This is a genomic window from Variovorax sp. RO1 (genome assembly GCF_002849325.1).
In the GTDB taxonomy this organism is placed as follows: Bacteria; Pseudomonadota; Gammaproteobacteria; order Burkholderiales; family Burkholderiaceae_C; genus Variovorax.
The window spans coordinates 1,257,396-1,278,780 of sequence record NZ_PKMT01000001.1; the positions used below are offsets into that span (position 1 = coordinate 1,257,396).

At 68.4% G+C, this 21,385-nt stretch carries 25 protein-coding genes; 15 read left to right on the top strand and 10 right to left on the bottom strand.

The window, feature by feature from the left end:
* Positions 1 to 12: 12 nt before the first annotated feature.
* Positions 13 to 1,305: an RNA polymerase sigma factor gene (locus tag CY658_RS06145; RefSeq protein WP_101489314.1), complete on the top strand. Its 1,293-nt coding sequence runs from the start codon at positions 13 to 15 to the stop codon at positions 1,303 to 1,305.
* On the opposite strand, the gene CY658_RS06150 is transcribed toward CY658_RS06145, so the two are convergent.
* The 5 genes from CY658_RS06150 to purM all read right to left on the bottom strand — a co-directional run bounded on the left by CY658_RS06150 (position 1,302) and on the right by purM (position 5,739).
* Positions 1,302 to 2,297: a GlxA family transcriptional regulator gene (locus tag CY658_RS06150; protein WP_101489315.1), complete on the bottom strand. Its 996-nt coding sequence runs from the start codon at positions 2,295 to 2,297 to the stop codon at positions 1,302 to 1,304. The two genes, CY658_RS06145 and CY658_RS06150, sit on opposite strands and share 4 nt — an antisense overlap.
* Positions 2,267 to 2,896: a DJ-1/PfpI family protein gene (locus CY658_RS06155; RefSeq protein ID WP_101489316.1), complete on the bottom strand. Its 630-nt coding sequence runs from the start codon at positions 2,894 to 2,896 to the stop codon at positions 2,267 to 2,269. Before CY658_RS06155 ends, CY658_RS06150 begins: the two co-directional genes overlap by 31 nt.
* The gene (locus tag CY658_RS06160; protein ID WP_101490250.1) at positions 2,893 to 3,465 is read right to left on the bottom strand and encodes a cysteine hydrolase family protein; all 573 of its coding nucleotides are present in this window, start codon (positions 3,463 to 3,465) and stop codon (positions 2,893 to 2,895) included. Before CY658_RS06160 ends, CY658_RS06155 begins: the two co-directional genes overlap by 4 nt.
* Before the next feature lie 112 nt (positions 3,466 to 3,577).
* A complete protein-coding gene (locus CY658_RS06165; RefSeq protein WP_101489317.1) occupies positions 3,578 to 4,648 on the bottom strand; it encodes an AI-2E family transporter in 1,071 nt (356 codons plus the stop codon).
* 50 nt (positions 4,649 to 4,698) lie between these two features.
* Positions 4,699 to 5,739 (bottom strand): phosphoribosylformylglycinamidine cyclo-ligase, encoded by a 1,041-nt coding sequence (gene purM, locus CY658_RS06170; RefSeq protein ID WP_101489318.1) that lies wholly within the window; start codon positions 5,737 to 5,739, stop codon positions 4,699 to 4,701.
* Positions 5,740 to 5,890: 151 nt separating this feature from the next.
* On the opposite strand from purM, the gene hda reads away from it, so the two are divergent.
* The 6 genes from hda (at position 5,891) to CY658_RS06200 (ending at position 11,326) form a co-directional block, all read left to right on the top strand.
* A complete protein-coding gene (gene hda, locus CY658_RS06175; RefSeq protein ID WP_056571899.1) occupies positions 5,891 to 6,580 on the top strand; it encodes a DnaA regulatory inactivator Hda in 690 nt (229 codons plus the stop codon).
* 46 nt (positions 6,581 to 6,626) lie between these two features.
* Positions 6,627 to 8,267 (top strand): polynucleotide adenylyltransferase PcnB, encoded by a 1,641-nt coding sequence (pcnB, locus tag CY658_RS06180; protein ID WP_101489319.1) that lies wholly within the window; start codon positions 6,627 to 6,629, stop codon positions 8,265 to 8,267.
* A complete protein-coding gene (gene folK / locus CY658_RS06185; RefSeq protein ID WP_101489320.1) occupies positions 8,264 to 8,914 on the top strand; it encodes a 2-amino-4-hydroxy-6-hydroxymethyldihydropteridine diphosphokinase in 651 nt (216 codons plus the stop codon). The genes pcnB and folK overlap by 4 nt, the downstream gene beginning before the upstream one ends.
* 5 nt (positions 8,915 to 8,919) lie before the next feature.
* Positions 8,920 to 9,531: a trimeric intracellular cation channel family protein gene (locus CY658_RS06190; RefSeq protein WP_257884764.1), complete on the top strand. Its 612-nt coding sequence runs from the start codon at positions 8,920 to 8,922 to the stop codon at positions 9,529 to 9,531.
* A 125-nt stretch (positions 9,532 to 9,656) separates the two neighbouring features.
* Complete coding sequence (locus tag CY658_RS06195; protein ID WP_099791791.1) at positions 9,657 to 10,301, top strand: DUF47 domain-containing protein; 645 nt, start codon at positions 9,657 to 9,659, stop codon at positions 10,299 to 10,301.
* Between the two features lie 14 nt (positions 10,302 to 10,315).
* Positions 10,316 to 11,326: an inorganic phosphate transporter gene (locus CY658_RS06200; RefSeq protein WP_101489321.1), complete on the top strand. Its 1,011-nt coding sequence runs from the start codon at positions 10,316 to 10,318 to the stop codon at positions 11,324 to 11,326.
* A gap of 51 nt (positions 11,327 to 11,377) precedes the next feature.
* Here the strand turns inward: CY658_RS06200 and CY658_RS06205 are convergent, their stop codons facing one another.
* Together CY658_RS06205 and CY658_RS06210 are read right to left on the bottom strand one after the other, a co-directional pair.
* Complete coding sequence (locus tag CY658_RS06205; protein ID WP_101490252.1) at positions 11,378 to 11,824, bottom strand: TM2 domain-containing protein; 447 nt, start codon at positions 11,822 to 11,824, stop codon at positions 11,378 to 11,380.
* Between the two features lie 8 nt (positions 11,825 to 11,832).
* Complete coding sequence (locus CY658_RS06210; RefSeq protein WP_101489322.1) at positions 11,833 to 12,357, bottom strand: GNAT family N-acetyltransferase; 525 nt, start codon at positions 12,355 to 12,357, stop codon at positions 11,833 to 11,835.
* Between the two features lie 179 nt (positions 12,358 to 12,536).
* On the opposite strand from CY658_RS06210, the gene rpsP reads away from it, so the two are divergent.
* The 8 genes from rpsP to CY658_RS06250 all read left to right on the top strand — a co-directional run bounded on the left by rpsP (position 12,537) and on the right by CY658_RS06250 (position 18,710).
* On the top strand, positions 12,537 to 12,800 hold the full coding sequence (gene rpsP, locus CY658_RS06215) for a 30S ribosomal protein S16 (protein ID WP_056571881.1): 264 nt from the start codon (positions 12,537 to 12,539) through the stop codon (positions 12,798 to 12,800).
* Positions 12,801 to 12,815: 15 nt separating this feature from the next.
* The gene (gene rimM / locus CY658_RS06220; protein ID WP_101489323.1) at positions 12,816 to 13,370 is read left to right on the top strand and encodes a ribosome maturation factor RimM; all 555 of its coding nucleotides are present in this window, start codon (positions 12,816 to 12,818) and stop codon (positions 13,368 to 13,370) included.
* A 16-nt stretch (positions 13,371 to 13,386) separates the two neighbouring features.
* The gene (trmD, locus tag CY658_RS06225) at positions 13,387 to 14,133 is read left to right on the top strand and encodes a tRNA (guanosine(37)-N1)-methyltransferase TrmD (RefSeq protein WP_101489324.1); all 747 of its coding nucleotides are present in this window, start codon (positions 13,387 to 13,389) and stop codon (positions 14,131 to 14,133) included.
* Positions 14,134 to 14,242: 109 nt separating this feature from the next.
* Positions 14,243 to 14,629: a 50S ribosomal protein L19 gene (gene rplS / locus CY658_RS06230; protein WP_101490253.1), complete on the top strand. Its 387-nt coding sequence runs from the start codon at positions 14,243 to 14,245 to the stop codon at positions 14,627 to 14,629.
* A 127-nt stretch (positions 14,630 to 14,756) separates the two neighbouring features.
* Positions 14,757 to 15,500: a CoA pyrophosphatase gene (locus CY658_RS06235; RefSeq protein WP_180838877.1), complete on the top strand. Its 744-nt coding sequence runs from the start codon at positions 14,757 to 14,759 to the stop codon at positions 15,498 to 15,500.
* A gap of 58 nt (positions 15,501 to 15,558) precedes the next feature.
* Complete coding sequence (locus CY658_RS06240; RefSeq protein WP_101489326.1) at positions 15,559 to 16,560, top strand: CobD/CbiB family protein; 1,002 nt, start codon at positions 15,559 to 15,561, stop codon at positions 16,558 to 16,560.
* Between the two features lie 19 nt (positions 16,561 to 16,579).
* Positions 16,580 to 17,662 carry a histidinol-phosphate transaminase gene (gene hisC, locus CY658_RS06245; protein WP_101489327.1) on the top strand — a complete coding sequence of 361 codons (1,083 nt, stop codon included), beginning with the start codon at positions 16,580 to 16,582 and terminating at the stop codon, positions 17,660 to 17,662.
* 22 nt (positions 17,663 to 17,684) lie between these two features.
* The gene (locus CY658_RS06250) at positions 17,685 to 18,710 is read left to right on the top strand and encodes a hypothetical protein (protein WP_101489328.1); all 1,026 of its coding nucleotides are present in this window, start codon (positions 17,685 to 17,687) and stop codon (positions 18,708 to 18,710) included.
* Between the two features lie 25 nt (positions 18,711 to 18,735).
* Here CY658_RS06250 and rsgA read toward each other — a convergent pair whose 3' ends face one another.
* From rsgA to CY658_RS06265, 3 genes are read right to left on the bottom strand one after another with little or no spacing between them, the layout of a single operon-like run.
* Complete coding sequence (gene rsgA, locus CY658_RS06255; protein WP_101489329.1) at positions 18,736 to 19,695, bottom strand: ribosome small subunit-dependent GTPase A; 960 nt, start codon at positions 19,693 to 19,695, stop codon at positions 18,736 to 18,738.
* A 12-nt stretch (positions 19,696 to 19,707) separates the two neighbouring features.
* On the bottom strand, positions 19,708 to 20,058 hold the full coding sequence (locus CY658_RS06260) for a 4a-hydroxytetrahydrobiopterin dehydratase (RefSeq protein WP_099791768.1): 351 nt from the start codon (positions 20,056 to 20,058) through the stop codon (positions 19,708 to 19,710).
* A gap of 31 nt (positions 20,059 to 20,089) precedes the next feature.
* A complete protein-coding gene (locus CY658_RS06265; protein WP_101490254.1) occupies positions 20,090 to 21,355 on the bottom strand; it encodes a M48 family metallopeptidase in 1,266 nt (421 codons plus the stop codon).
* Positions 21,356 to 21,385 lie beyond the last annotated feature (30 nt).

Consider the following 21,385-nt stretch of genomic DNA (forward strand, 5'->3'; position numbering starts at 1 on the left):
CGGAGGGGTCGCATGAGCGACGACCGGGGCCCTGCCGCCATCCACCGCGCCATCGAGGCGGTCTGGCGCATCGAGTCCGCGAAGATCATCGCCACGCTCGCGCGCAAGGTGCGCGATGTGGGGCTGGCCGAAGAGTTGGCGCAGGACGCGCTGGTGGCCGCACTCGAGCAATGGCCCGTCGAGGGCCTGCCCGACAACCCCGCCGCCTGGCTCACGCAGGTGGCCAAGCACCGCGCTCTCGACCGCCTGCGCCACATGCAGCTGGCCGAGCGCAAGGCGCCCGAGATCGGCCGCGAACTCGACGCGCTGCACACCATGGCCCAAGCCGACTTTGCGCAGGCAGTGGATGCTGCGCTCGACGACGACATCGGCGACGACCTGCTGCGCCTGGTGTTCACCGCCTGCCACCCGGTGCTCTCGACCGAGGCGCGCGTGGCGCTCACCTTGCGGCTGATGGGCGGCCTCACGACCGACGAGATCGCACGCGCCTTCCTCGTGCCCGAGGCCACCGTCGCGCAGCGCATCGTGCGCGCCAAGCGCACGCTGGCCGAGGCGCGCGTTCCCTTCGAGGTGCCGCGCCGTCACGAGCTCGAAGCCCGGCTGGCCTCGGTGCTCGAGGTGCTCTACCTGATCTTCAACGAGGGCTACTCGGCCACCGCCGGTGACGACTGGATGCGCCCCACGCTGTGCGACGAGGCGCTGCGCCTGGGCCGCATCGTGGCCGAGCTGGTGCCAAGCGAAGCCGAGGTGCACGGGCTGGTCGCGCTGATGGAAATCCAGGCCTCGCGCACCACCGCGCGCGTCGGCGCCTCGGGCGAGCCGGTGCTGCTGCTCGACCAGAACCGCGCGCGCTGGGACCAACTGTTGATCCGCCGCGGCCTGGCCGCGCTGGCGCGCGCCGAATCGCTGGGCGGCGCGCTCGGCCCCTACGCGCTACAGGCCGCCATCGCCGCCTGCCACGCCCGCGCGCGCACCGCGGGCGACACCGACTGGGCGCGCATCGCGGCGCTGTACGACGCGCTGGCCGCGCTGTCACCGTCGCCCGTCGTCGAGTTGAACCGCGCGGTCGCGCTGTCGATGGCTTTCGGGCCGGCGGCCGGGCTGGAGGTGGTCGATGCGCTGATGGACGAGCCCGCGCTGAAGGGCTACCACCTGCTGCCGACCGTGCGCGGCGACCTGCTCTTCAAGCTGGGCCGCCACGGCGAGGCGCGCCGCGAGTTCCAGCGTGCCGCCTCGCTCACGCGCAACACGCGCGAGCAGGCGCTGCTGCGGGCGCGCGCCGAGGCTTGCGGCGACAAGCCCTAGCCGGCAGATGCTGATGTGCCCGCGGAGGGCGACCCCGGCAATCCGAACTGGTGCCACGCCCGGCGCAACTGCGTGTCCGAGCCGAAGCCCGACAGCTCCGCCGCCCGCGTCACGCTGGCGCCCGAGGCCAGCGCCAGTTGCGCGGCGGCCAGCCGCAGCCGGCGCAGGTAGGCCAATGGCGCCACGCCCGCATGCTCGACGAACAGCCGCGTCAAATGCCGCGCCGAGGTGTGGGCGACCTCGGCCATGCGCGGCACGCTCCAGTCGGCCTGGGGTTGTTCGCTGACCGCGTCCTGCACCCGGTGCAGCGCCGCGTGCAGGTGGTTGCGGTAGGCGAGAAAGGGCGACAACTCCGGGTCGTGCGGGCCGCGCCGCAGCGCCACCACCATCGTCTGCGCCACCTGGGCCGCCAGCGCCTCGCCGCAGGTGTCGGCGATGCGGTGCAGCATCAGGTCGATGCCCGTCGTGACGCCCGCGCTGCTGTAGACCGGCGGGTCGAGCACGAAGACGCGGTTGCTCACCACCTCGCAGCGCGGCTCCACGGCGCGCAGTTCGTCCAGGTGATGGTGGTGCGTGGTGACGCGCCGGCCCGCGAGCGCGCCCGCATGCGCCGCGAGCAGGGCGCCCGCGCAGACCGTGACCAGCTCGACGCCGCCGCGCGTGAAGCGCTGGCCGCGCAGCCAGTGCAGCAGGTCCTGCGCCTCGGGGGTGTCGGTCGCGATGGTGTCGCCCGGCAGGCCGACCAGCACCACCCAGCCGGGGCCGCTCCACTGCGTCGGCAGCGGCGCCAGCCCTGACAGCGCGACGCCGACCGAGCCCCTCATGTTCGGCCGGGGCCCCGCGAATTCGATGACAAAACGCTCGGGCTGGCCCGCCGCGCGCAGCCGCTGGTTGGCGATGCGCAGCGCCTCGGCCGGCCCGGCCCAGTCGAGCACGAGGCTGTCGGGGAGCAGTACGAAAACTACGCGGATGGGGTCTCGTTGCGGGTCCATGGGTAGTCCATCTGGCGCGCGGTGCGCTCGGCCAGTTCGCGTTCGGCCAGGCGCTCGACCAGGTGCAGGCTCATGTCGATGCCTGCGCTGATGCCCGCCGAGCTGACGATGCGGCCGGTGTCGACCCAGCGCACGCCTTCGCGCACGTCGAGCTGTGGAAACTGCATGCGCAGGTCGGCGAGGTCCTCCCAGTGCGTGGTGACCGCTTCGCGCGTCACGACGCCGCTTTGCGCAAGCAGGAAGACGCCGGTGCAGACCGAGGCGACGAGCTGCGCGCCGGCCGCGCACCGGGCGATCCAGCGCAAGGTGTCGGGGCTTGCCATCGGCGCATCGACCACGCCGCCGGGGACGATCAGCACGTCGGCGGTTGCGGCAGCGTCGGCCAGCGTGTGGTCGGCGAGCAGCCGCAGGCCGGCGCGCGCCTGCACGGGCTCGCCGGCGCGGGTGTGGGCGACCGAGGCGACCTCGAACGGTGCGGGCGCACCCGGTTGCAGGCGCTGGTGGACGCGCGCGGCGGTGGTGAAGACCTCGAAGGGGCCGGCGAAGTCCAGCGCCTCGACGCCGTCGTAGGCCAGGATGCGCACGCGCAGCGGGGTCATGCGGTGGCGCCTTCCGTGGCGCGCCCAAGCGCCTGCGCCACGCTGCAGACGGTGGCGAAGCGCCCGTCCAGCACGGTCGCGGTGCGTGCCTTGATGTCGGCGGCGGACAGCGGGCGGCCGTCGGGCTGCACCATGTCGAAGGTGAGGGTGGCATCGGTCACGTAGTCGACCTCCCAGCCCAGGTCCGAGGCGTGGCGCGTGGTGGTTTCGCAGCATTGTTCGGTGCGGATGCCGCTCACGATCAGGCGGCGGATGCCGTGCTGCGTGAGCCACACATCGAGCCCGCTGTTGACCAGCGCGCTGTGGCGGTACTTGGTGAAGGTGGCGGCCGCTTCGAAGGGCGCGAGGCCGTCGATCGGGCGCACATGGCCCGATTCGACCGCGAAGGGGTTGGACGCGGCCTGTGGCGCATCGACATGGAAGACGCGCACGACCGACAGTCCGGCCGCCACGGCGCCGGTGATCAACGCGTTCTGGGCGTCGAGATAAGGCGCGAGCGGGGCGGCGTTCCAGTACGGGCGGTGGCGGAACGATTCCTGGGCGTCGATCACAATCAGACAGGTGGTCATGGCGGTGGCGGGCAAGGCAAAGTGGATGATGCCGCCTATTCTTGGGCGCCGCCAGCGGCTCGTCCGCGCCGAAGCGGACCGGAACCGATCAGATCAGGACATCGAACAGCCTCTAGACGAGGCCGCCCGCGTGCAGTTCTTTTTTCAGGTACGCGTAGTACAGCGGCGCGGCCACCAGCCCGGCCGGGCCGAACACCGCTTCGGCCACGAACATCACCGACAGCAGCTCCCACACACGCATTTGCGTGCGCGCGCCGACCACCTTGGCGTTGATCACGTACTCGGCCTTGTGGATCAGGATCAGGAAGGCCAGGCAGGCGGCGGCAGTGACCGGCGACACCGACAGCGCCACCAGCGTGATCACCGAGTTGCAGACCAGGTTGCCCACGATCGGCACCAGCCCGGCCACGAAGGTCAGGGTGATCAGCGCAGGCGTGTAGGGCAGCTCGAGGCCCCACAGCGGCATCAGGAACAGCAGGAAGATCGCGGTCAGCAGCGTGTTGAAGGCGGCGATCCAGAACTGTGCCGCGACGATCTGGCCGAAGGCCTCGCCGAAGGTCGTGATGCGCTGGAACATCTGCTGCGCCAGCGGCCGGCGCTGGGCCGGCGCCGGCGCCACGGCGGCCAGCGCGCCGATGATCAGGCCCACGTAGGCGAACAGCAGCCCGCCCAGCCAGGCGCGCCCGGCCATGGCGAGCGAGCCGGCCTGCGTGCGCAGGTAGTTGGCGACGATGCGCTGCACCTCGGCCGCGCCCTCGGGCAGGTAGACGGCGATGTCGGCCGGCAGCTTGGAGCGCAGCTCGAGCACTGTGCGGGCCGTGTAGTCGAGCAGTTCGCGGTACTGGTCGGGCGCATCGAGCACGTACTCGCGCGCCTGCGAGAACCCCAGCGTGACCAGGCCGATCGGGCCCAGCAGCACCAGCGTGACCGCCACCACCCGGGCCAGACTGTCGGCACCGGAACGCAGGGGCTTCAGGCGCGACAGCCAGCCGCCCAGCAGCCGGGCGAACCAGCGCGCGACGAGGAAGCCGATGCACACGCACAGCAGCCCCGGCAGCAGGTGCTGCCACATCACGAGCATCAGCCCCGCGAGCATCAGCAGGTAGCTGGCCAGTACCACGTGGCGGGAGGTTGCGGCCTGGGGCGGGGCGGCGAGGGTGACGTCGGGCAGCGGCGTGGCCATCCGGGGTGCGGGGCGTGCGGTGAGGAAAAGAAAAAAGAACGGGCGCGCGGTCAGGCGACGACCACGGCCGCGCCGTCGCCGCGCTCGGCGATCACGCCGATCTCGTGCACCGACTCGCCGGCGGCGCGCAGCGTGGCGGCGCAGGCGGCGGCTTCGGCCGCGTCGATCACCACGACCATGCCGATGCCGTTGTTGAAGGTGCGGTTCATCTCGATGTCATCGATGCCGGCCACCTTCTGCAGCCAGGCGAAGAGCTCGGTCTGCGGCCAGCTGCCCTTCTTCAGGTGAGCGGCGGTACCTTCGGGCAGCACGCGCGGGATGTTCTCAAGCAGGCCGCCGCCGGTGATGTGGGCCAGCGCCTTGACCGGGTGCTTGCCGAGCGCCTCGAGCACGGGCTTCACGTACAGGTGGGTGGGCTCCATCACGGCGTTGCGGAAGGGCTTGCCGTCGAGGGTGGCGGGCAGGTCGGCGCCGGCGCGCTCGATGACCTTGCGCACGAGGCTGAAACCGTTGGAATGCACGCCGGCCGAGGCCAGGCCCAGCACCACGTCGCCGGGCTTGACGTTCTGGCCGGTGAGGATCTTCGATTTTTCGACCGCGCCGACCGCAAAGCCGGCCAGGTCGTACTCGCCGGCCGGGTACATACCGGGCATTTCGGCGGTTTCGCCGCCGATGAGGGCGCAACCCGAGAGTTCGCAGCCGCGGGCGATGCCGCCGATGACGGCCGCGGCCGTGTCCACGTCGAGCTTGCCGCAGGCGAAGTAATCGAGGAAGAACAGAGGCTCGGCGCCCTGCACCAGCACGTCGTTGACGCTCATGGCCACGAGGTCGATGCCGACCGTGTCGTGCATGTTCCATTCGAAAGCCAGCTTGAGCTTGGTGCCCACGCCGTCGGTGCCGCTCACCAGCACCGGCTCGTTGTAGCGCTTGGGCACTTCGAACAGGGCGCCGAAGCCGCCGATGCCGGCCAGCACGCCTTCGCGCATGGTTTTCTTCGCCAGGGGCTTGATGCGGTCGATCAGGGCGTCGCCTGCGTCGATATCGACACCGGCGTCCTTGTAGCTGAGCGGGGTGGGCGTGGAGGAGGTCATGGGCGGGCGGTGTCGAGAAGAAGGAGCGAAAGGGTCGCGAAGCGGCGAGGAAGGGCGGGCAGGGGAGGCGTCGGCGACCGAGGCGGCCGGGCCGATAGAATTCCTCACGATTTTAAGGGCCCTCCGGGCCCCCTCCATGAACCTTCCCGGGATGAAACAGCTCGCGCTCGATATCGGCATTGCGACGGGCCCCAGCTTCGACGCCTTTTTTGCCGGCCCCAACGAGGCGGCGCTGCGACACCTGCAAGTGTGGGTGGGCGGCGCCGACGGCAGCCCTGCGCTGCACTCGCCGGTGCCGACCTACCTCTGGGGCGACAGCGGCAGTGGCAAGACCCACCTGCTCGAATCCGTGCGCGTTGCACTGGCCGAGCAGGGCGCCAGCGTGGGCTGGCTGCACGCCGGCCTGCTGGAGCCGCCCGAGTTCGACGAGCGCTGGGGCGCCGTCCTGCTCGACGACGTCCACCTTTACACCGCGGTGCAGCAGCACGCGGCCTTCAACTGGTTTGTCAACGCCCAGACCCTGCAACGCGGCGTGGTTGCCGCTGGCGCCTTGCCGCCGGCCGACCTGCCGCTGCGCGAAGACCTGCGCACCCGCCTAGGCTGGGGCCATGTGTTCCACCTGCAGGTGCTGAGCGAAAGCGAACGCCGCGCAGTGCTGCGCCAGGCGGCCGACGCGCGTGGCGTGATGCTGTCCGACGACGTGCTCGACTTCATGCTGCACCGCTTCAGCCGCGACCTGGGCAGCCTGATGGAGCTGCTGTCGCAGCTCGACGGCTACGCCCTGCAGACCCAACGCGCGATCACCATTCCGCTGATCCGCTCCATGCTCGAAAACGAATAAGCGAATAAATAAGAAGAAGCGCCTGCTTCTCCTCGAAAAACAACCAATGATCAAGAAATTCATCGACAAGCTGCTCGGCAAGTCCGCCGGCGGCACGCAGGGCAAGAGCCGCTTCGGCAAGCGCCAGGAGGTGCCGGCAGAGGTTCACAAGATCGATCCCGCCCTGGTCGACGAACGCGCGAAGAACGTGGTCACCACGCTGCAACAAGCCGGCTACGAGGCCTACGTGGTGGGTGGCGCGGTGCGCGACCTGCTGCTGGGCCTGCGGCCGAAAGACTTCGACGTGGCCACCAACGCCACGCCCGAGCAGGTCAAGTCGCTGTTCCGCCGCGCCTTCATCATCGGCCGGCGCTTTCGCATCGTGCACGTGGTGTACGGGCGGGGCCGCGAGCACGAGGTGATCGAGGTCTCGACCTTCCGCGCCTACATGGACAACGCCGCCGCCGAGCAGGTGGCCGGCAACGAGCGCACCAGCAAGGGCGAACTCGCGAGCATGAAGCACGCCGTGGACGCCAGCGGCCGCGTGCTGCGCGACAACGTCTGGGGCCCGCAGGAAGAAGACGCGGCGCGCCGTGACTTCACCGTCAACGCCATGTACTACGACCCCGCCAACCAGGTCGTGGTCGACTATCACAACGGCATCAAGGACGCCCAGAAGCTCACGCTGCGCATGATCGGCGACCCGGTCACGCGCTACCGCGAAGATCCGGTGCGCATCATTCGCGCCATTCGCTTCTCGGCCAAGCTCGCCGCGCTCGGTTTCAAGATGGAAGCCAAGACCGCCGCCCCGCTGATCGAGTCGAGCAAGCTGCTGGCCGACGTGCCGCAAAGCCGCATGTTCGACGAGATGCTCAAGCTGCTGCAGACCGGCCACGCCATCGCCACGATCGAGCAACTGCGCAAGCTGGGGCTCGCCACCGGCATCTACCCGCTGCTCGATGTGGTGGTCGAGCGCGCCGACCAGCCCTTCGTGAAGGCCGCCCTGCAGGACACCGACCGCCGTGTCGGCGAAGGCAAGCCCGTGGCCCCCAGCTTCCTGCTGGCCTGCGTGCTGTGGGCCGATGTGCGCGACGGCTGGGCCCAGCGCCAGGAAGGCCGCCATGGCCAGCGTCCGCAGCCGCCGTTCCCGGCGCTGCAGGACGCCATCGACGACGTGTTCAATTCGCGCATCGGCGACGTGTCGGGCCGCGGCAAGCTGGCCGCCGACATGCGCGAGATCTGGATGATGCAGCCGCGCTTCGACAAGCGCACCGGCTCCACGCCCTACAGCCTGGTCGAGCAGGCGCGTTTCCGCGCTGCCTTCGACTTCATGCGCCTGCGTGCCGACGTGGGCGAGGTCGGCGAAGCCATCGCCGAGTGGTGGCAAGAGTTCAGCACCGCCGACGACCTGCGCCGCCAGGACTTGCTCGAACAGGTGCGCGAAGAACAGAAGGTGCGCCAGCGCGTGCGCCTGCGCGACCCGGTGGCGGCACCCAAGCCGCGCAGCGAGCAACCGGCGCGCCAGAAACAACAGGCCGAAGCCGAGTCGGACGATGGCGACGGTCCCGACATCGAAGCTGACGCGGTGCCGCCGGATGGCGAAGCGGCGGCCCCGCGCAAGCGCAAGCGCCGGCGCAAGCCGCGCCCGGTGGGCGGCGGTAGCGGTGGTGGTGGCAGCGAGGGCGGCGGGAGCGCTGCAGGCGAATGAGCGCGCCCGACCGGCCGAAGGACGGCAAGAAAAGCCCTGTGGCCGCCAAGGCAGCCAAGGGGAGCAAGCCCGCGCCGAAGGCTGCGCCGCGTGCCGGGGGCAAGCCGCCATCGACCGGCAGCAAGAGCGGCCCGCCCGCGCGCCGCGCACCGACGAGTCGTCCGCGCGGTCCGCGCGAGGACTACCCGACCGTGCAGGCCTTCGTTGCCATCGGCGCCAACCTGGGCGATGCCGAAGCGGCCGTGAAGGCCGCCATGGCCGCGATCGGCGCGCTGCAGCGCACCCAGGTCACGGCCCGGTCGTCGCTGTATCGCAGCGAGCCGGTGGATGCCGAAGGCCCCGATTTCATCAACGCCGTGGTCGCCGTGCGCACCGGCCTCGATGCCGAGCAGTTCCTGGTGGCATTGCAGCGCCTCGAGACGCTGGCCGGTCGTGAGCGGCCCTTTCCCAATGCGCCGCGCACGCTCGACCTCGATCTGCTGATGCACGGCAATTCGGTGATCGACACGCCGGCGCTGACTCTGCCGCACCCCCGCATGCGCGAGCGCGCCTTCGTGCTGAAGCCGCTCGCCGAAATCGCACCCGACAAGGTGCCGCGTGCCGCGCTGGCGCGTGTCACGGGCCAGGTGGTCAAGCGCATCGTCTGACGGTCGTGCCGCTGCTCTACGTCCTCGATCTCGCCGGTGTGGCGGTCTTCGCGGTCAGTGGGGCATTGGCAGCCGGCCATGCGGGCCTCGACTGGCTGGGGGTGCTGGTGATCGCCTCGGTCACCGCGATTGGCGGCGGCACGCTGCGCGACCTGCTGCTCGGCCGCCACCCGGTGTTCTGGATCCACGACACCCGCTATGCGTACGTGATCCTGGCGTCGGCGGTTTTCACCATTGCATGGCTCCACCTGATGCCGCTGCCCGAGCATGCGCTGGCCGTGGCCGACGCACTGGGGCTCGGCCTGTTCGCCATCACCGGCGCGCAGGTGGCCGAGGAGCGGCGGCTGCCGGCGCCCATCGTCATGCTCGTCGGCACCATGACCGGCGCGGCCGGCGGTCTGCTGCGCGACGTGCTGACCGCCCGCATCCCGTTGCTGCTGAGCAGCGGCATCTACGGCTCGGCCGCCATCGCGGGCATTGCGGCCTACCTGCTGCTGCAGGTTGCGGGCACACCGCGCCGCTGGGCGTTCCTTGCGGGCGTGGGGCTGATCGTGGCGCTGCGGCTGGGCGGCATCTACGGCGGCTGGCACCTGCCGGTGCTGCGGTTGCCGGCCTGAGTGGGCCTGCGGGGCCGGGGCTGGAAGGTCGGCCCGACCGGTCGTTCCGGTCGTGCCCGTTAAACTCGGCAGGTTTTCACGAAGGCGTCATGAAATTGTGATTGGCGCGTCCCAGGAGTTTTTCCATGTTCGGCAAGCTGCTGCCCCGAGAGGGCAATTTTTTTGAAATGTTCAACCAGCATGCCGAGCGCATCGTGGAGGCGGCGCGTGCTTTCGAGCAACTCGTCGCCAACTATGCGGACGTGCATTTGCGTGAACAGTACAACCGCGATGTCGACAACGCCGAGCGCGCCGCCGACCGCGTGACGCACGACGTCAACCGCCTGATCCACAAGACCTTCATCACGCCCATCGACCGCGAGCAGATCCACAAGCTCATCAACACGATGGACGACGTGGCCGACCTGATCCAGGACTCGGCAGAAACCATGGCGCTGTACGACGTGCGCCACATGACCGACGAGATCGTGCGCCTCACGGCCCTGAGCGTGAAGTGCTGCGACCGCCTCAAGGACGCCGTCAAGTACCTCGGCAAGATCGCCGACCCGGCCGTGGCCGAGGCCACGCTCAAGACCTGCGAGGAAATCGACCGCCTCGAATCCGACGCCGACCGCGTGATGCGCAGCGCCATGAGCAAGCTGTTCCGCGAAGAGCCGGACGTGCGCGAGGTCATCAAGCTCAAGGCGATCTACGAGCTGCTCGAGACGATCACCGACAAGTGCGAGGACGTGGCCAACGTGATCGAGGGCATCGTCCTCGAGAATTCCTGAACGGGTAGCAACCGATGACAACGGTGCAGGTCGCCCTCTGGGTGGTGGTGGTGCTGGTCGCGCTCGCGATCCTGTTCGACTTCATGAACGGCTTCCACGATGCCGCCAATTCGATCGCGACGGTGGTGTCCACCGGCGTGCTGAAGCCGGGGCAGGCCGTGGTGTTCGCGGCTTTCTTCAACCTGATCGCGATCTTCGTCTTCCACCTGAGCGTGGCGGCCACGGTGGGCAAGGGCATCGCCCAGCCCGGCGTGGTCGACGTGCACGTGGTGTTCGGGGCGCTCATCGGCGCGATCAGCTGGAACCTCGTTACCTGGTACTACGGCATTCCGAGCAGCTCGTCGCACGCGCTAATCGGCGGCATCGTGGGTGCCGTGATCGCCAAGACCGGCACCACTGGCCTCGTGGCTTCCGGCATCTGGAAGACCGTGGCCTTCATCTTCGTGTCGCCGCTGCTGGGCTTCCTGCTGGGCTCGCTGATGATGATCGTGGTGGCCTGGGGTTTCCGGCGCGCCACGCCGTCGCGGGTGGACCGATGGTTCCGGCGATTGCAGTTGGTGTCTGCCGGCGCCTACAGCCTGGGCCACGGCGGCAACGACGCGCAGAAGACCATCGGCATCATCTGGATGCTGCTGATCGCCACCGGCTATGCCTCGACCAGCGACGCGGCGCCGCCGACCTGGGTCATCGTGAGCTGCTACACGGCGATCGCGCTGGGCACCATGTTCGGCGGCTGGCGCATCGTGAAGACCATGGGCCAGAAGATCACCAAGCTCAAGCCCGTGGGCGGCTTTTGTGCCGAGACCGGCGGGGCGCTGACCCTGTTCCTGGCCACCGCGCTGGGCATTCCGGTGTCGACCACGCACACCATCACGGGCGCCATCGTCGGCGTCGGCGCCACGCAGCGCGCCAGCGCGGTGCGCTGGGGCGTGGCGGGAAACATCGTCTGGGCCTGGGTCCTGACCATTCCCGCCTCGGCTTTCGTTGCCGCGATCGCCTACTGGTTCAGCTGGCAGATCTTCTGAACATCTGAAGCGTCGGCGCCTCCTTCGCAGAGGTCGCCACGCTGAATTCGGCTACTGTGAAATCTTGCGGCCCTCTTCGATCTGGTGCTCGAAGTAGTGCTGGAAGCTGTAGACGATGCTCGCCATCAGGATCGAGCTGCCGAAAAACAGAGACGCCACCACAGCACCGATCGTGAGCCAGTTGGTCTGGCCCGGTGCGGCGTCGGGCGCAGCGCCGGCGTTGAAGCGGGCATTCCACTTCTCGGGCGTCATCAGGCCGTAGATGATCGCCATCAACGCGCAGCCCGCGATCGTGAAGCCGAGCAGCGGAATCAGCGCCCAGCTCACACCATCGTCCACGCCGTACATGCGCAAGCGCTCGATGCCGTAGATGCCCAGCGCGGTGGGAATGGGCAGCAGCCAGCCAAGCCAGTCACCCAGGCCGCGCAGGTAGAAGCGGTGCAGGCCCAGCGGGCCGCCGAGGAAGGAGAGCCAGGCGGCCACGGTTTTGCTTTTCATTTTCTTCATCATTCGGGTTTTGTGCGGCTGCCTTCGCCGAGCACTTTTTCCATCAGGACCACGTCGCGCCAGGCGTCGAATTTCCAGCCGCAGTCTTTCAGCACGCCCACGTGCGTGAAGCCCTGCCTGCGGTGCACACCGACCGAACCGATGTTGGCCGAATCGCCGATCACCGCGATCAGTTTGCGCACGCCGACCGCTTCGGCCGCCTGCGAGAGCGTTGCCAGCAGTTGCGAGCCCAGGCCCTTGCCGCGTGCGGCGTCGGACATGTAAATCGAGTCTTCGGCCGAAAACCGGTAGGCCGGCCGCGGCTTGAACCAGTTGCAGTAGGCAAAACCCAACACTTCACCGTCGTCTTCGGCCACGAGGTAGGGCAGGTTCTTGCCCAGCACATCAGCGCGTCGGGCGGTCATGTCGGCCTCGGATGGCGGCTCGGTTTCGAAGGTGCCGGTGCCGTGCAGCACGTGGTGCGCGTAGATGGCCGTGATGGCTGCGATGTCTTCGTCGCGGCTGGGGCGGATGGTGAGGGTCATGCGGGTGGAGCAGGCGGCGCGGGGCCGGAATTCGGAGAAAAACCCGGGGCGGGCTATAATCGTGGGCTTTTCAGCGTGCGCTGGCCGGGTGGCCATGTCGCGTGTCTCGACGCTGGAAGAACATCGTGAGCGGGCCTCTTTCTATTTGAACTGGCTCGCTGACCACCCAAGGATAAATCATGGTCGTCATTCGACTTTCCCGCGGCGGCTCCAAAGGCCGTCCGTTCTTCAACATCGTCGTGTCGGACAAGCGCGTTCGCCGCGATGGTCGCTTCATCGAGCGCCTGGGTTTCTACAACCCGACCGCCAAGGAAAACGAAGAAAGCATCCGCATCGCCCAGGACCGCCTCGCGTACTGGACGGGTGTCGGTGCCCAGGCGTCGCCCACGGTGCTGCGCCTGATCAAGCAAGCCGCTGCTGCGGCACCCAAGGCGGCAGCCTAAGCCGCCCGCACGGCGATGCTGCCCACACTCGAAGCCGCCGAACTGCCGGCGGATGCGATCGAGGTCGGACGCATCGCCGATGCCTGGGGCATCAAGGGCTGGTTCAAGGTCCTGCCCCACAGCGCCCAACCTGAGGCGCTTTTTTCTTCCAAGCGCTGGTTCCTGCAGGCTCCCGGAGCCTCCACACCTGCCGCTTTCCGGCTCGCGGTTCGCGAAGCCAAAGAACATTCCGACTGCATCGTCGCTTCGTCCGAGGATGTGCCCGACCGCAATGCGGCCGAGGCGCTTCGCGGCGCGCGCATCTTTGTGCCGCGCTCGAGCTTCCCGACCGCCGGCGACGATGAGTACTACTGGGTCGACCTGATCGGCCTGTCGGTCGTCAACCGCGAAGGCGTCGTGCTCGGTGCGGTGCGCGAGTTGCTCGCCACCGGTCCGCAGACCACGCTGGTGCTGACGGCCGAAGAAGACGGCAAGACCATCGAGCGCATGGTGCCGTTCGTCTCGGTCTTCGTCGACAAGGTCGACCTGGCCGGCCGCCTCATCTCGGTCGACTGGCAACCCGAGTTCTGACCCGGGCCGCGCGCGCATGCGCTTCGACGTCCTCACGCTTTTTCCCGAACTGTTCGCGCCCTTCGTGGCCAGCGGCGTGACGCGTCGCGCCTACGAGTCGAAACAGGTCGAGGTCGTGCTGTGGAACCCGCGCGATTTCGCGCAGGGCAACTACAAGCGCGTCGACGACCGGCCCTTCGGCGGCGGACCCGGCATGGTGATGATGGCGGAGCCCCTGGCGGTCTGCCTCGATGCCGCGCTGGCCGCGCGCGGCGCACCGGCGCCGGTGGTGCTGTTCTCGCCCATCGGCGAGGCGCTGCGCCATGAGGCCGTCGAACGCTGGTCGGCGAGCGAGGGTGCGGTGCTGGTCTGTGGCCGCTACGAGGGCATCGATCAGCGCTTCATCGACGCGCGCGTCACGCACCAGATCAGCCTGGGCGACTTCGTGCTGTCGGGCGGCGAGATCGCGGCCATGGCGCTGCTCGATGCTGTTGCCCGGCTGCAGCCCGGCGTGTTGGGTGACGAGGCCAGCCACGTGCAGGACAGCTTCAACCCGGCGCTCGACGGCCTGCTCGACTGCCCGCACTACACGCGACCCGAGCAGTGGAACGGGCAGGGTGTTCCGGCGCCGCTGCTCTCGGGCCACCATGCGCAGATCGAGCGCTGGCGGCGCGACCAGCGCTTGGCCATCACGGCCGCGCGGCGCCCCGAACTGATCGATGCCGCCCGGGCGGCAGGCAAGCTGAACAAGGCCGATGAGGCCTCGTTGAAAAAAAAGCTATAATCCGCGGTTCCCCGATCCTCTGTCCGGCCGCGCCCGGTTTCCTGGCGGTTCTTCCGCCAAAACCACGGCGCCTTTAGTGCAGCCCGAAACGATCGACTATCAGGAAATCATGAACCTCATCCAGACCCTCGAGCAGGAAGAAATTTCCCGCCTCGGCAAGAAGATCCCCGCTTTCATGCCCGGTGACACGGTCATCGTCAGCGTCAGCGTCGTTGAAGGCACCCGCAAGCGCGTGCAGGCCTACGAAGGCGTCGTGATCGCCAAGCGCAACCGTGGCCTCAACAGCGGCTTCACCGTGCGCAAGATCTCCAGCGGCGAAGGCGTGGAGCGTACGTTCCAGACCTACAGCCCGCTGATCGCCGGCATCGAAGTCAAGCGCCGCGGCGACGTGCGCCGTGCCAAGCTGTACTACCTGCGCGAGCGCAGCGGTCGTTCGGCACGCATCAAGGAAAAGCTGCCGGGCAAGTCGCAGAAGGCTGCTGCGTCGGCCGCTTAATCAGCCGTCGTCCTTTCTGCTCAAAAAGCCGCCGCTCTGGCGGCTTTTTGCGTTGGCGCTGCGCTTCAAGACAGCTTTTCATTTTTACGCTCTACTCCTTTCATCCCGACACAGGCCGCATCCTCTCTTGACCTCCTCCACTTCCGCCCCCACGCCCTCCGCTGTCGTCGAACCCGTCAATGCCGTGGTGCCGCCCGCGTTGCTGCAGATCGACCCGCGCCAGGTGCCCTTCGTGGACGGAAGCGATGGTCTGCCGGCTGTGGCGCCGGCGCAGCTGACGGCCACGGCCCTGCGCACACGCTTTGCCTCGCCGCCCGTTTGGACGCCCGAGCTGCGCCGCGAGCCCCGCATGAGCGACCGGGTGCCGGCCCAGGCCGCCGTGCTGGTGCCGATCGTTCAGCGCCCGCAAGGCGCGACCGTGCTGCTCACCGAGCGCACCACGCACCTGTCGACCCATTCGGGCCAGGTCGCATTTCCCGGCGGGCGCGTCGACCCCGAAGACGCCAACATCCAGGCCGCCGCACTGCGCGAAGCTTGGGAAGAGGTGGGTCTGTCGGCTCAGTTCATCGAGGTGCTCGGCACCCTGCCGACTTACACGACCGTCACGTCGTTCGTCGTGACGCCCGTGGTCGCGCTGGTGCAGCCCGACTTCGTGCTCGACATCAATCCCTTCGAAGTGGCCGAAGCCTTCGAGGTGCCGCTCGCCTGGCTCATGGACCCGGCCAATCACCGCCGCCATGCCATCAGCGCCACCGATGGTGTCCGTCGCACGTGGTACTCGATGCCGTACGTCGACGGCCCCCACGAGCGCTTCGTCTGGGGCGCCACGGCGGGCATGCTGCGCAACCTCTACCGCTTCCTCGCCGCCTGAACCTGGTCGGGCGCAACCTGGGGCCAAAACCTTCAGGTGCTCTCGCTATCATCGAAGGATGAGCTTCTTTGCCATCCTGTGCGCGTTGCTGATCGAGCAGGTGCGACCGTTGGGCCCGCACAACCCCGTGTACGGCGGCGTTCTGGCGTGGACGCGCTGGACCAGCCGCAACTTCGATGCGGGCAAGCCGCACCACGGATGGATCGCCTGGGGGCTCGCGGTGTTCGTGCCCACGCTGCTGTCGCTGGGCGTGCACTGGCTGCTGGTGCTCACGCTGGGCCTGCCGTTCGCCGTGCTGTGGAGCGTCGCGGTGCTTTACATGACGCTCGGCTTTCGCCAGTTCAGCCACCATTTCACCGACATCCGTGACGCGCTCGACGAGGGCGACGAGCCGCTCGCGCGCTCGCTGCTGGCGCACTGGCAGGGCGTCGATGCCGCCGAACTGCCGCGCAGCGAAATCGTGCGCCACGTGATCGAGCATTCGGTCATTGCGGCGCACCGCCATGTCTTCGGTGTGCTGGCCTGGTTCTCGGTGCTCGCCGCTCTCGGCCTGGGGCCGGCGGGCGCGGTGTTCTATCGCATGAGCGAGTTCGTCGCGCGCTACTGGGCCCACAAGAACGGCGCGCCGGTGCAGCCTTCGAGCGTGGCGGTGCAGGATGCGGCCGAGCGCGCCTGGCATGCCGTCGATTGGCTGCCCGCACGCATCACCGCACTCGGCTTTGCCGTGGTCGGCAGCTTCGAAGAAGCGATCGACTGCTGGCGCAACGATGCGCGGCGCTTTCCCAACGAGAACGACGGCGTGATCCTCGCGGCCACGTCCGGCGCGGTGAACGTGCGGCTGGGCGGTGGCTCGCTGAGTCCGATCCCGGTGGTCGATCCGCTGTCGCGCGCGCAGGCTGGCGAGTCGCCGGGCGTCGGGCGGCGCCTCGACAGCGGCAGCACGCCGGGCCGCGAGCCCGAGCCCGGTCACCTGCGCAGCGTGGTCGGCCTGGTCTGGCGATCGGTCGTGATGTGGATGGTGCTGCTGGCCTTGCTCACGCTTGCGCGCTTGCTCGGCTGAGCGCGCGAGGACACACGCCATGACCACGCCCGTGCCGGCCTTCTGGAGTCCGCGCATCGACGCGCTCGAGCCCTACGTGCCCGGCGAGCAGCCGCGCATCGCCCACCTCGTCAAGCTCAACACCAACGAGAACCCGTACCCGCCGTCGCCGAGCGCGATTGCGGCAATCCAGCGCGCGGCCGCCGACGGCCTCGAGCGCTACCCCGACCCCGCATCGCTCGCGCTGCGCGAAGCCGTGGCGCGCCGCCACGGCCTGCAGGTCAATGAAGTGTTCGCGGGCAATGGCTCGGACGAAGTGCTCGCGCACGCGTTCTTCGCCTTCTTCCAGCAGGCCGAGCCGTTGCTGATGCCCGATGTGAGCTACAGCTTCTACAAGGTCTATGCCCAGCTCTATGGCATCGCCTGCGAGCAGCTGCCGGTCGATGAAGGCCTGCGCATCGACATCGATGCGTTCGCGGCGCGCGCCCGCCAGGGCTGCGGCGGCATCGTCATCGCCAACCCGAACGCGCCGACCGGCATCGGCCAACCGCTGGCGCGCATCGAGCAGCTTCTTGTGGCGTGCCCCGATCGCGTGGTGCTGGTCGACGAGGCGTATGTCGATTTCGGCGGCGAGAGCGCGCTGTCGCTCATCGGCCGCCACCCGAACCTGCTCGTGGTGCAGACCCTGTCCAAGTCGCGCTCGCTGGCCGGCCTGCGGGTCGGTTTCGCCTGCGGGCAGGCGCACCTGATCGACGCGCTGGTGCGGGTCAAGGACAGCTTCAATTCGTACCCGATCGACCGGCTGGCCTCCGCCGGCGCCGTGGCATCGCTCGACGACGAAGCATGGTTCCGCAAGACACGCGACCAGGTCGTCGACACGCGCGAAGGCCTGAGCCTCCAACTCGAAGACCTGGGCTTCGAGGTGCTGCCGTCGCAGGCCAACTTCGTGTTCGCGCGGCACCCGCAGCGCGATGCGGCCGAGCTGGCCGCCTTGCTGCGCGAGCGTGCCGTGCTGGTGCGGCATTTCAAGCAGCCGCGCATCGCGCAGTACCTGCGCATCAGCATCGGCACGCGGGACCAGTGCAGCACGCTCGTGCAGTGCCTGCAAGAAATCCTGGCCTGAAACCCTGAGAGAAAGCTTGTCGATGTCGACCCTTCATGCCGATCCGCGCGCCATTGCCTGCGCATCGTTCTGGCAAGCCTTGAGCGACAAGCTCGAGAGCCTGCAGTCCTTGTCCGGCCCTGCGCTCGTGGGCGAACTGAACGCGCTGCTGCAGCCCTTCTTTCCGAACCTGGCGGCCGAAGTGCTGGGCGACCCGCCGGCTTTCACGCTCGTGCTGACGGCGCATGGCGCGGAAGCCGATTTCGAGGACCTCATGGCGTTGGTGCGCAGCGCGCCCCCGTTGCCGCAGGTCGCGGTGGAGGCCTTCCGGCAGCGCATGCGCGAAGGGTTCAGCATGCGCATGAACGACTTCGAACTGGCCAGCTCTGACGTGCTCGTGAAGCACGAGCCCTACAGGGGGCGGGTGGCGCTGGAGCTCGGCTTTGCCAAGCCCATTCCGATGGACATGCAGGACCACGCGCGCCACATGAGCCTGATCATGCTCGACCACATCCTGGGCGAGTACGACTTCGCCGTGAAGGTCGGACCGGTCGATCACGTCGAGGCCGATGCGCAAGCGGATTTCGAGGGCGTGCCGCTCGACGACTTCGTGGCGCTGTTCGACGCATGCTGGCGCGACGATCTGGGCCACACCGGCGTGTTCCCCGCGGGCGAGCATGGCTGGTCCGGCCTGACTGCCACGCGCACCGCCGACGATGGCAGCGAGGTCGAAGCGGTCGTGATGCGAAACGATGCCGCGAATGCGCTGCTCGGGCGCGCCGACCTCGGGCATCGGCTCTCGGCCGCCGTCCCCGTCGAATCGGGCGAAGAACTGGACGAGGCCCGTGTCTACGAAGACCGGCTGACCGCGCTGCTGCAGACGCACGGCGAAGGCTGCTGCACGCACATCGTGCTGGAGGAGGGCGTTCGCACCGTTCACTTCCATGTGGCCGATCCACAGGTGGCCATTGCGCATGCGCAATCGGTTCAGGACGCGTTGGAATTGCCGGTGACGCTGGCCCTTGCCTTCGACCCGACCTGGAAGTCGTACCGCACCTGGCTGGCCTGAGCACGGCCGGCCCCTCGGTGCGTCGTCAGTAGCGCGTCTGGCTCAGCTCGGCGAACAGCTCGCCGTAGATCCTGTAGCGCGAGGCGCTGATCGGTCCGGGTTGCGTCGCCGTCTCGACGTTCGAGATCACGCCGCAGCCGGGTTCGTGCAGGTGGGTGCAGTTGTAGAACTTGCAGTCGCCCGTGTGCTCGGCGATGTCTGGCATCAGGCCGGCGAGCTGCATCGGCTCGATGTGGTTCAGGCCGAATTCCTGGAAGCCCGGCGAGTCGATGAGGCCGGTGGTGCGGGCCTCGTCGATCCAGTACCAGGTGGTGCTGGTGGTCGTGTGCTTGCCCGAGTTGAGCGCCTGCGAAATCTCTTGCGTCAGCACGCTCGCACCGGGCACCAGCAGGTTGGTGAGCGTGCTCTTGCCCGAGCCCGAGGGGCCGAGCACCAGGGTCGACTTGCCCGCCAGCAGCTTCATCAACGACGCGTAGTCGGTCTCGCCCGAGGCCTTGAGCGACAGCGGCAGCACGCCGTGGTGCATGCGGCGGTAGGGCGCCAGCTTGTTCCAGGCGCGCGCAAAGGGTTCGACGAGGTCGCTCTTGTTGAGTGCAATGATGGGCGTGATGCGTTGGGCCTCGGCCGCGATCAGCGCGCGTGCCAGCTGGTGTTCGGAGAACTCCGGTTCGGCCGCGATCAGGATCAGCACATGGTCGAGGTTGGCCGCGAACGACTTGGTGCGGATCTCGTCCTGACGGTAGAAGAGGTTGCGGCGCGGCAGCACCTCTTCGATGGTGCCTTCGTCTTCGGTGGCCTGCCAGCGCACGCGGTCGCCGACCACGGCCTGGCTCTTCTTGCCGCGCGGGTGGCAGATCAGCCGCTCGCCCGTGGGCGTTTCGACGAGGCAGTGACGCCCGTGGCTGGCGACGACGAGGCCGTCGTGGTGCGCCTTCCCCGTGTTGTGCGCAGCGGGGGTGAAGGCGGCGCGGCCCGGCTTAGCCACAGGCGTGTGCCCTCATGCGGCGGGGCTCGCAACCAGCGCGTCGGCCTGCCGAGCGCAGTCGAAATCGGTGACCGAAAGGCCGTTCACGTCGTGCGTGTTGAAGCGCACCACGCAGCGGTTGTAGTGCACCGACAGGTCGGGGTGGTGGTCCTGCGTGTGGGCCACCATGGCCAGCGCGTTCACGAAGGCGATGGTCTCGAAGTAGTTCGCGAAGGTGAAGGTTTTTTCGATGGCCACATCGGCGCCGTCGCCGGTGAGCTTCCAGCCGTCAAGCTGGGCCAGGCCCGAGACGATCTCGGTGGCGCTCAGGGCTTTGCGGGGCGGGAGGTTTTTCCAGTCCTTGGGTTTGAACATGCTGCTCATGAGGGGCTTTGCAGAAAAAGTGGATCGAGGATCACGCCGCGGTCATGCGCGCAAGGCGCTCGGAGGCGGGCGGATGGGAGTAGTAGAACTTGACGAACACCGGGTCGGGCGTGAGCGTCGATGCGTTGTCCTGGTAGAGCTTGAGCAGGGCGGCCGACAGGTCGGCACCGCTGGTCTGCGCCACGGCGTAGGCGTCGGCCTCGAACTCGTGCTTGCGCGACAGGCGCGCCGGCAGCGGGGCGACGAAGAAGCTGAACACCGGCACGGCCAGCATGAACAGCAGCAGCGCCAGCGCGTTGTTCGGCGCGGCCGGCGACAGGTTGGGCTGCACGCCCAGGCCCGCGTAGAACCAGACCTGGGTCGAGACCCAGCCCAGCAACGCGAAGCCGGCCAGGCTCAGCGCGAACATCGCGACCAGCCGCTTCACGATGTGGCGGTGCTTGAAGTGGCCGAGTTCGTGCGCGAGCACGGCCTCGACTTCGCCGGCGTTGAGCTGGCGCAGCAGCGTGTCGTAGAACACCACGCGCTTGCTGGCGCCAAAGCCGGTGAAGTAGGCATTGGCGTGCGCGCTGCGCGTGCTGCCGTCCATCACGAACAGGCCCTTGGCGGCAAAGCCGCAGCGCTTCATGAGCGCCGTGACGCGCGCCTTGAGCGTGGGGTCGTCCAGTGGCTTGAACTTGTTGAACAGCGGCGCGATGAAGGTCGGGTAGATCAGCATCAGCAGCAGGTTGAAGCCCATCCATGCGCTCCAGGCCCAGAGCCACCACAGCGTGCCGGCAGCGCCCATGAGCCACAGGATGAGCGCCGCGATCGGCAGCCCGATCAGCGCGCCGAGCAGCGTCGACTTGAGGGTGTCGGTGAGCCAGAGCTTCCAGGTCATCTTGTTGAAGCCGAAGCGTTCTTCGAGCCGGAAGGTCTGCCACAGCGTGAACGGCAACTCCAGCAGTCCACCGATGAGTGCAAAGGCCGCCAGCAGCACCAGTTGCTGCACCATGCCACCGCCCAGCCACACCAGCAGCAGCTTGTTCAGCATGTCGAGCCCGCCGAGCAGCGTCCAGCCGAGCAGCAGGGCAGCGCCCCACGCCATCTCGATGAGCCCGAAGCGCGCCTTGGCGATGGTGTAGTCGGCGGCCTTCTGGTGCGCGGCGAGCGTGATGGTCTGCGCGAAGGCGGCCGGCACGGCGCCGCGGTGGCGTGCCACGTGGCGCACCTGGCGGGTGGCCAGCCAGAACTTCACGAGCAGGCCCGCAACGAGTGCCGTCGCAAAAGCGAGAGTGAAGATGAGTGAATAGGACATCATGAAGCGGCGAGTTTAGTCCTCGCTAAA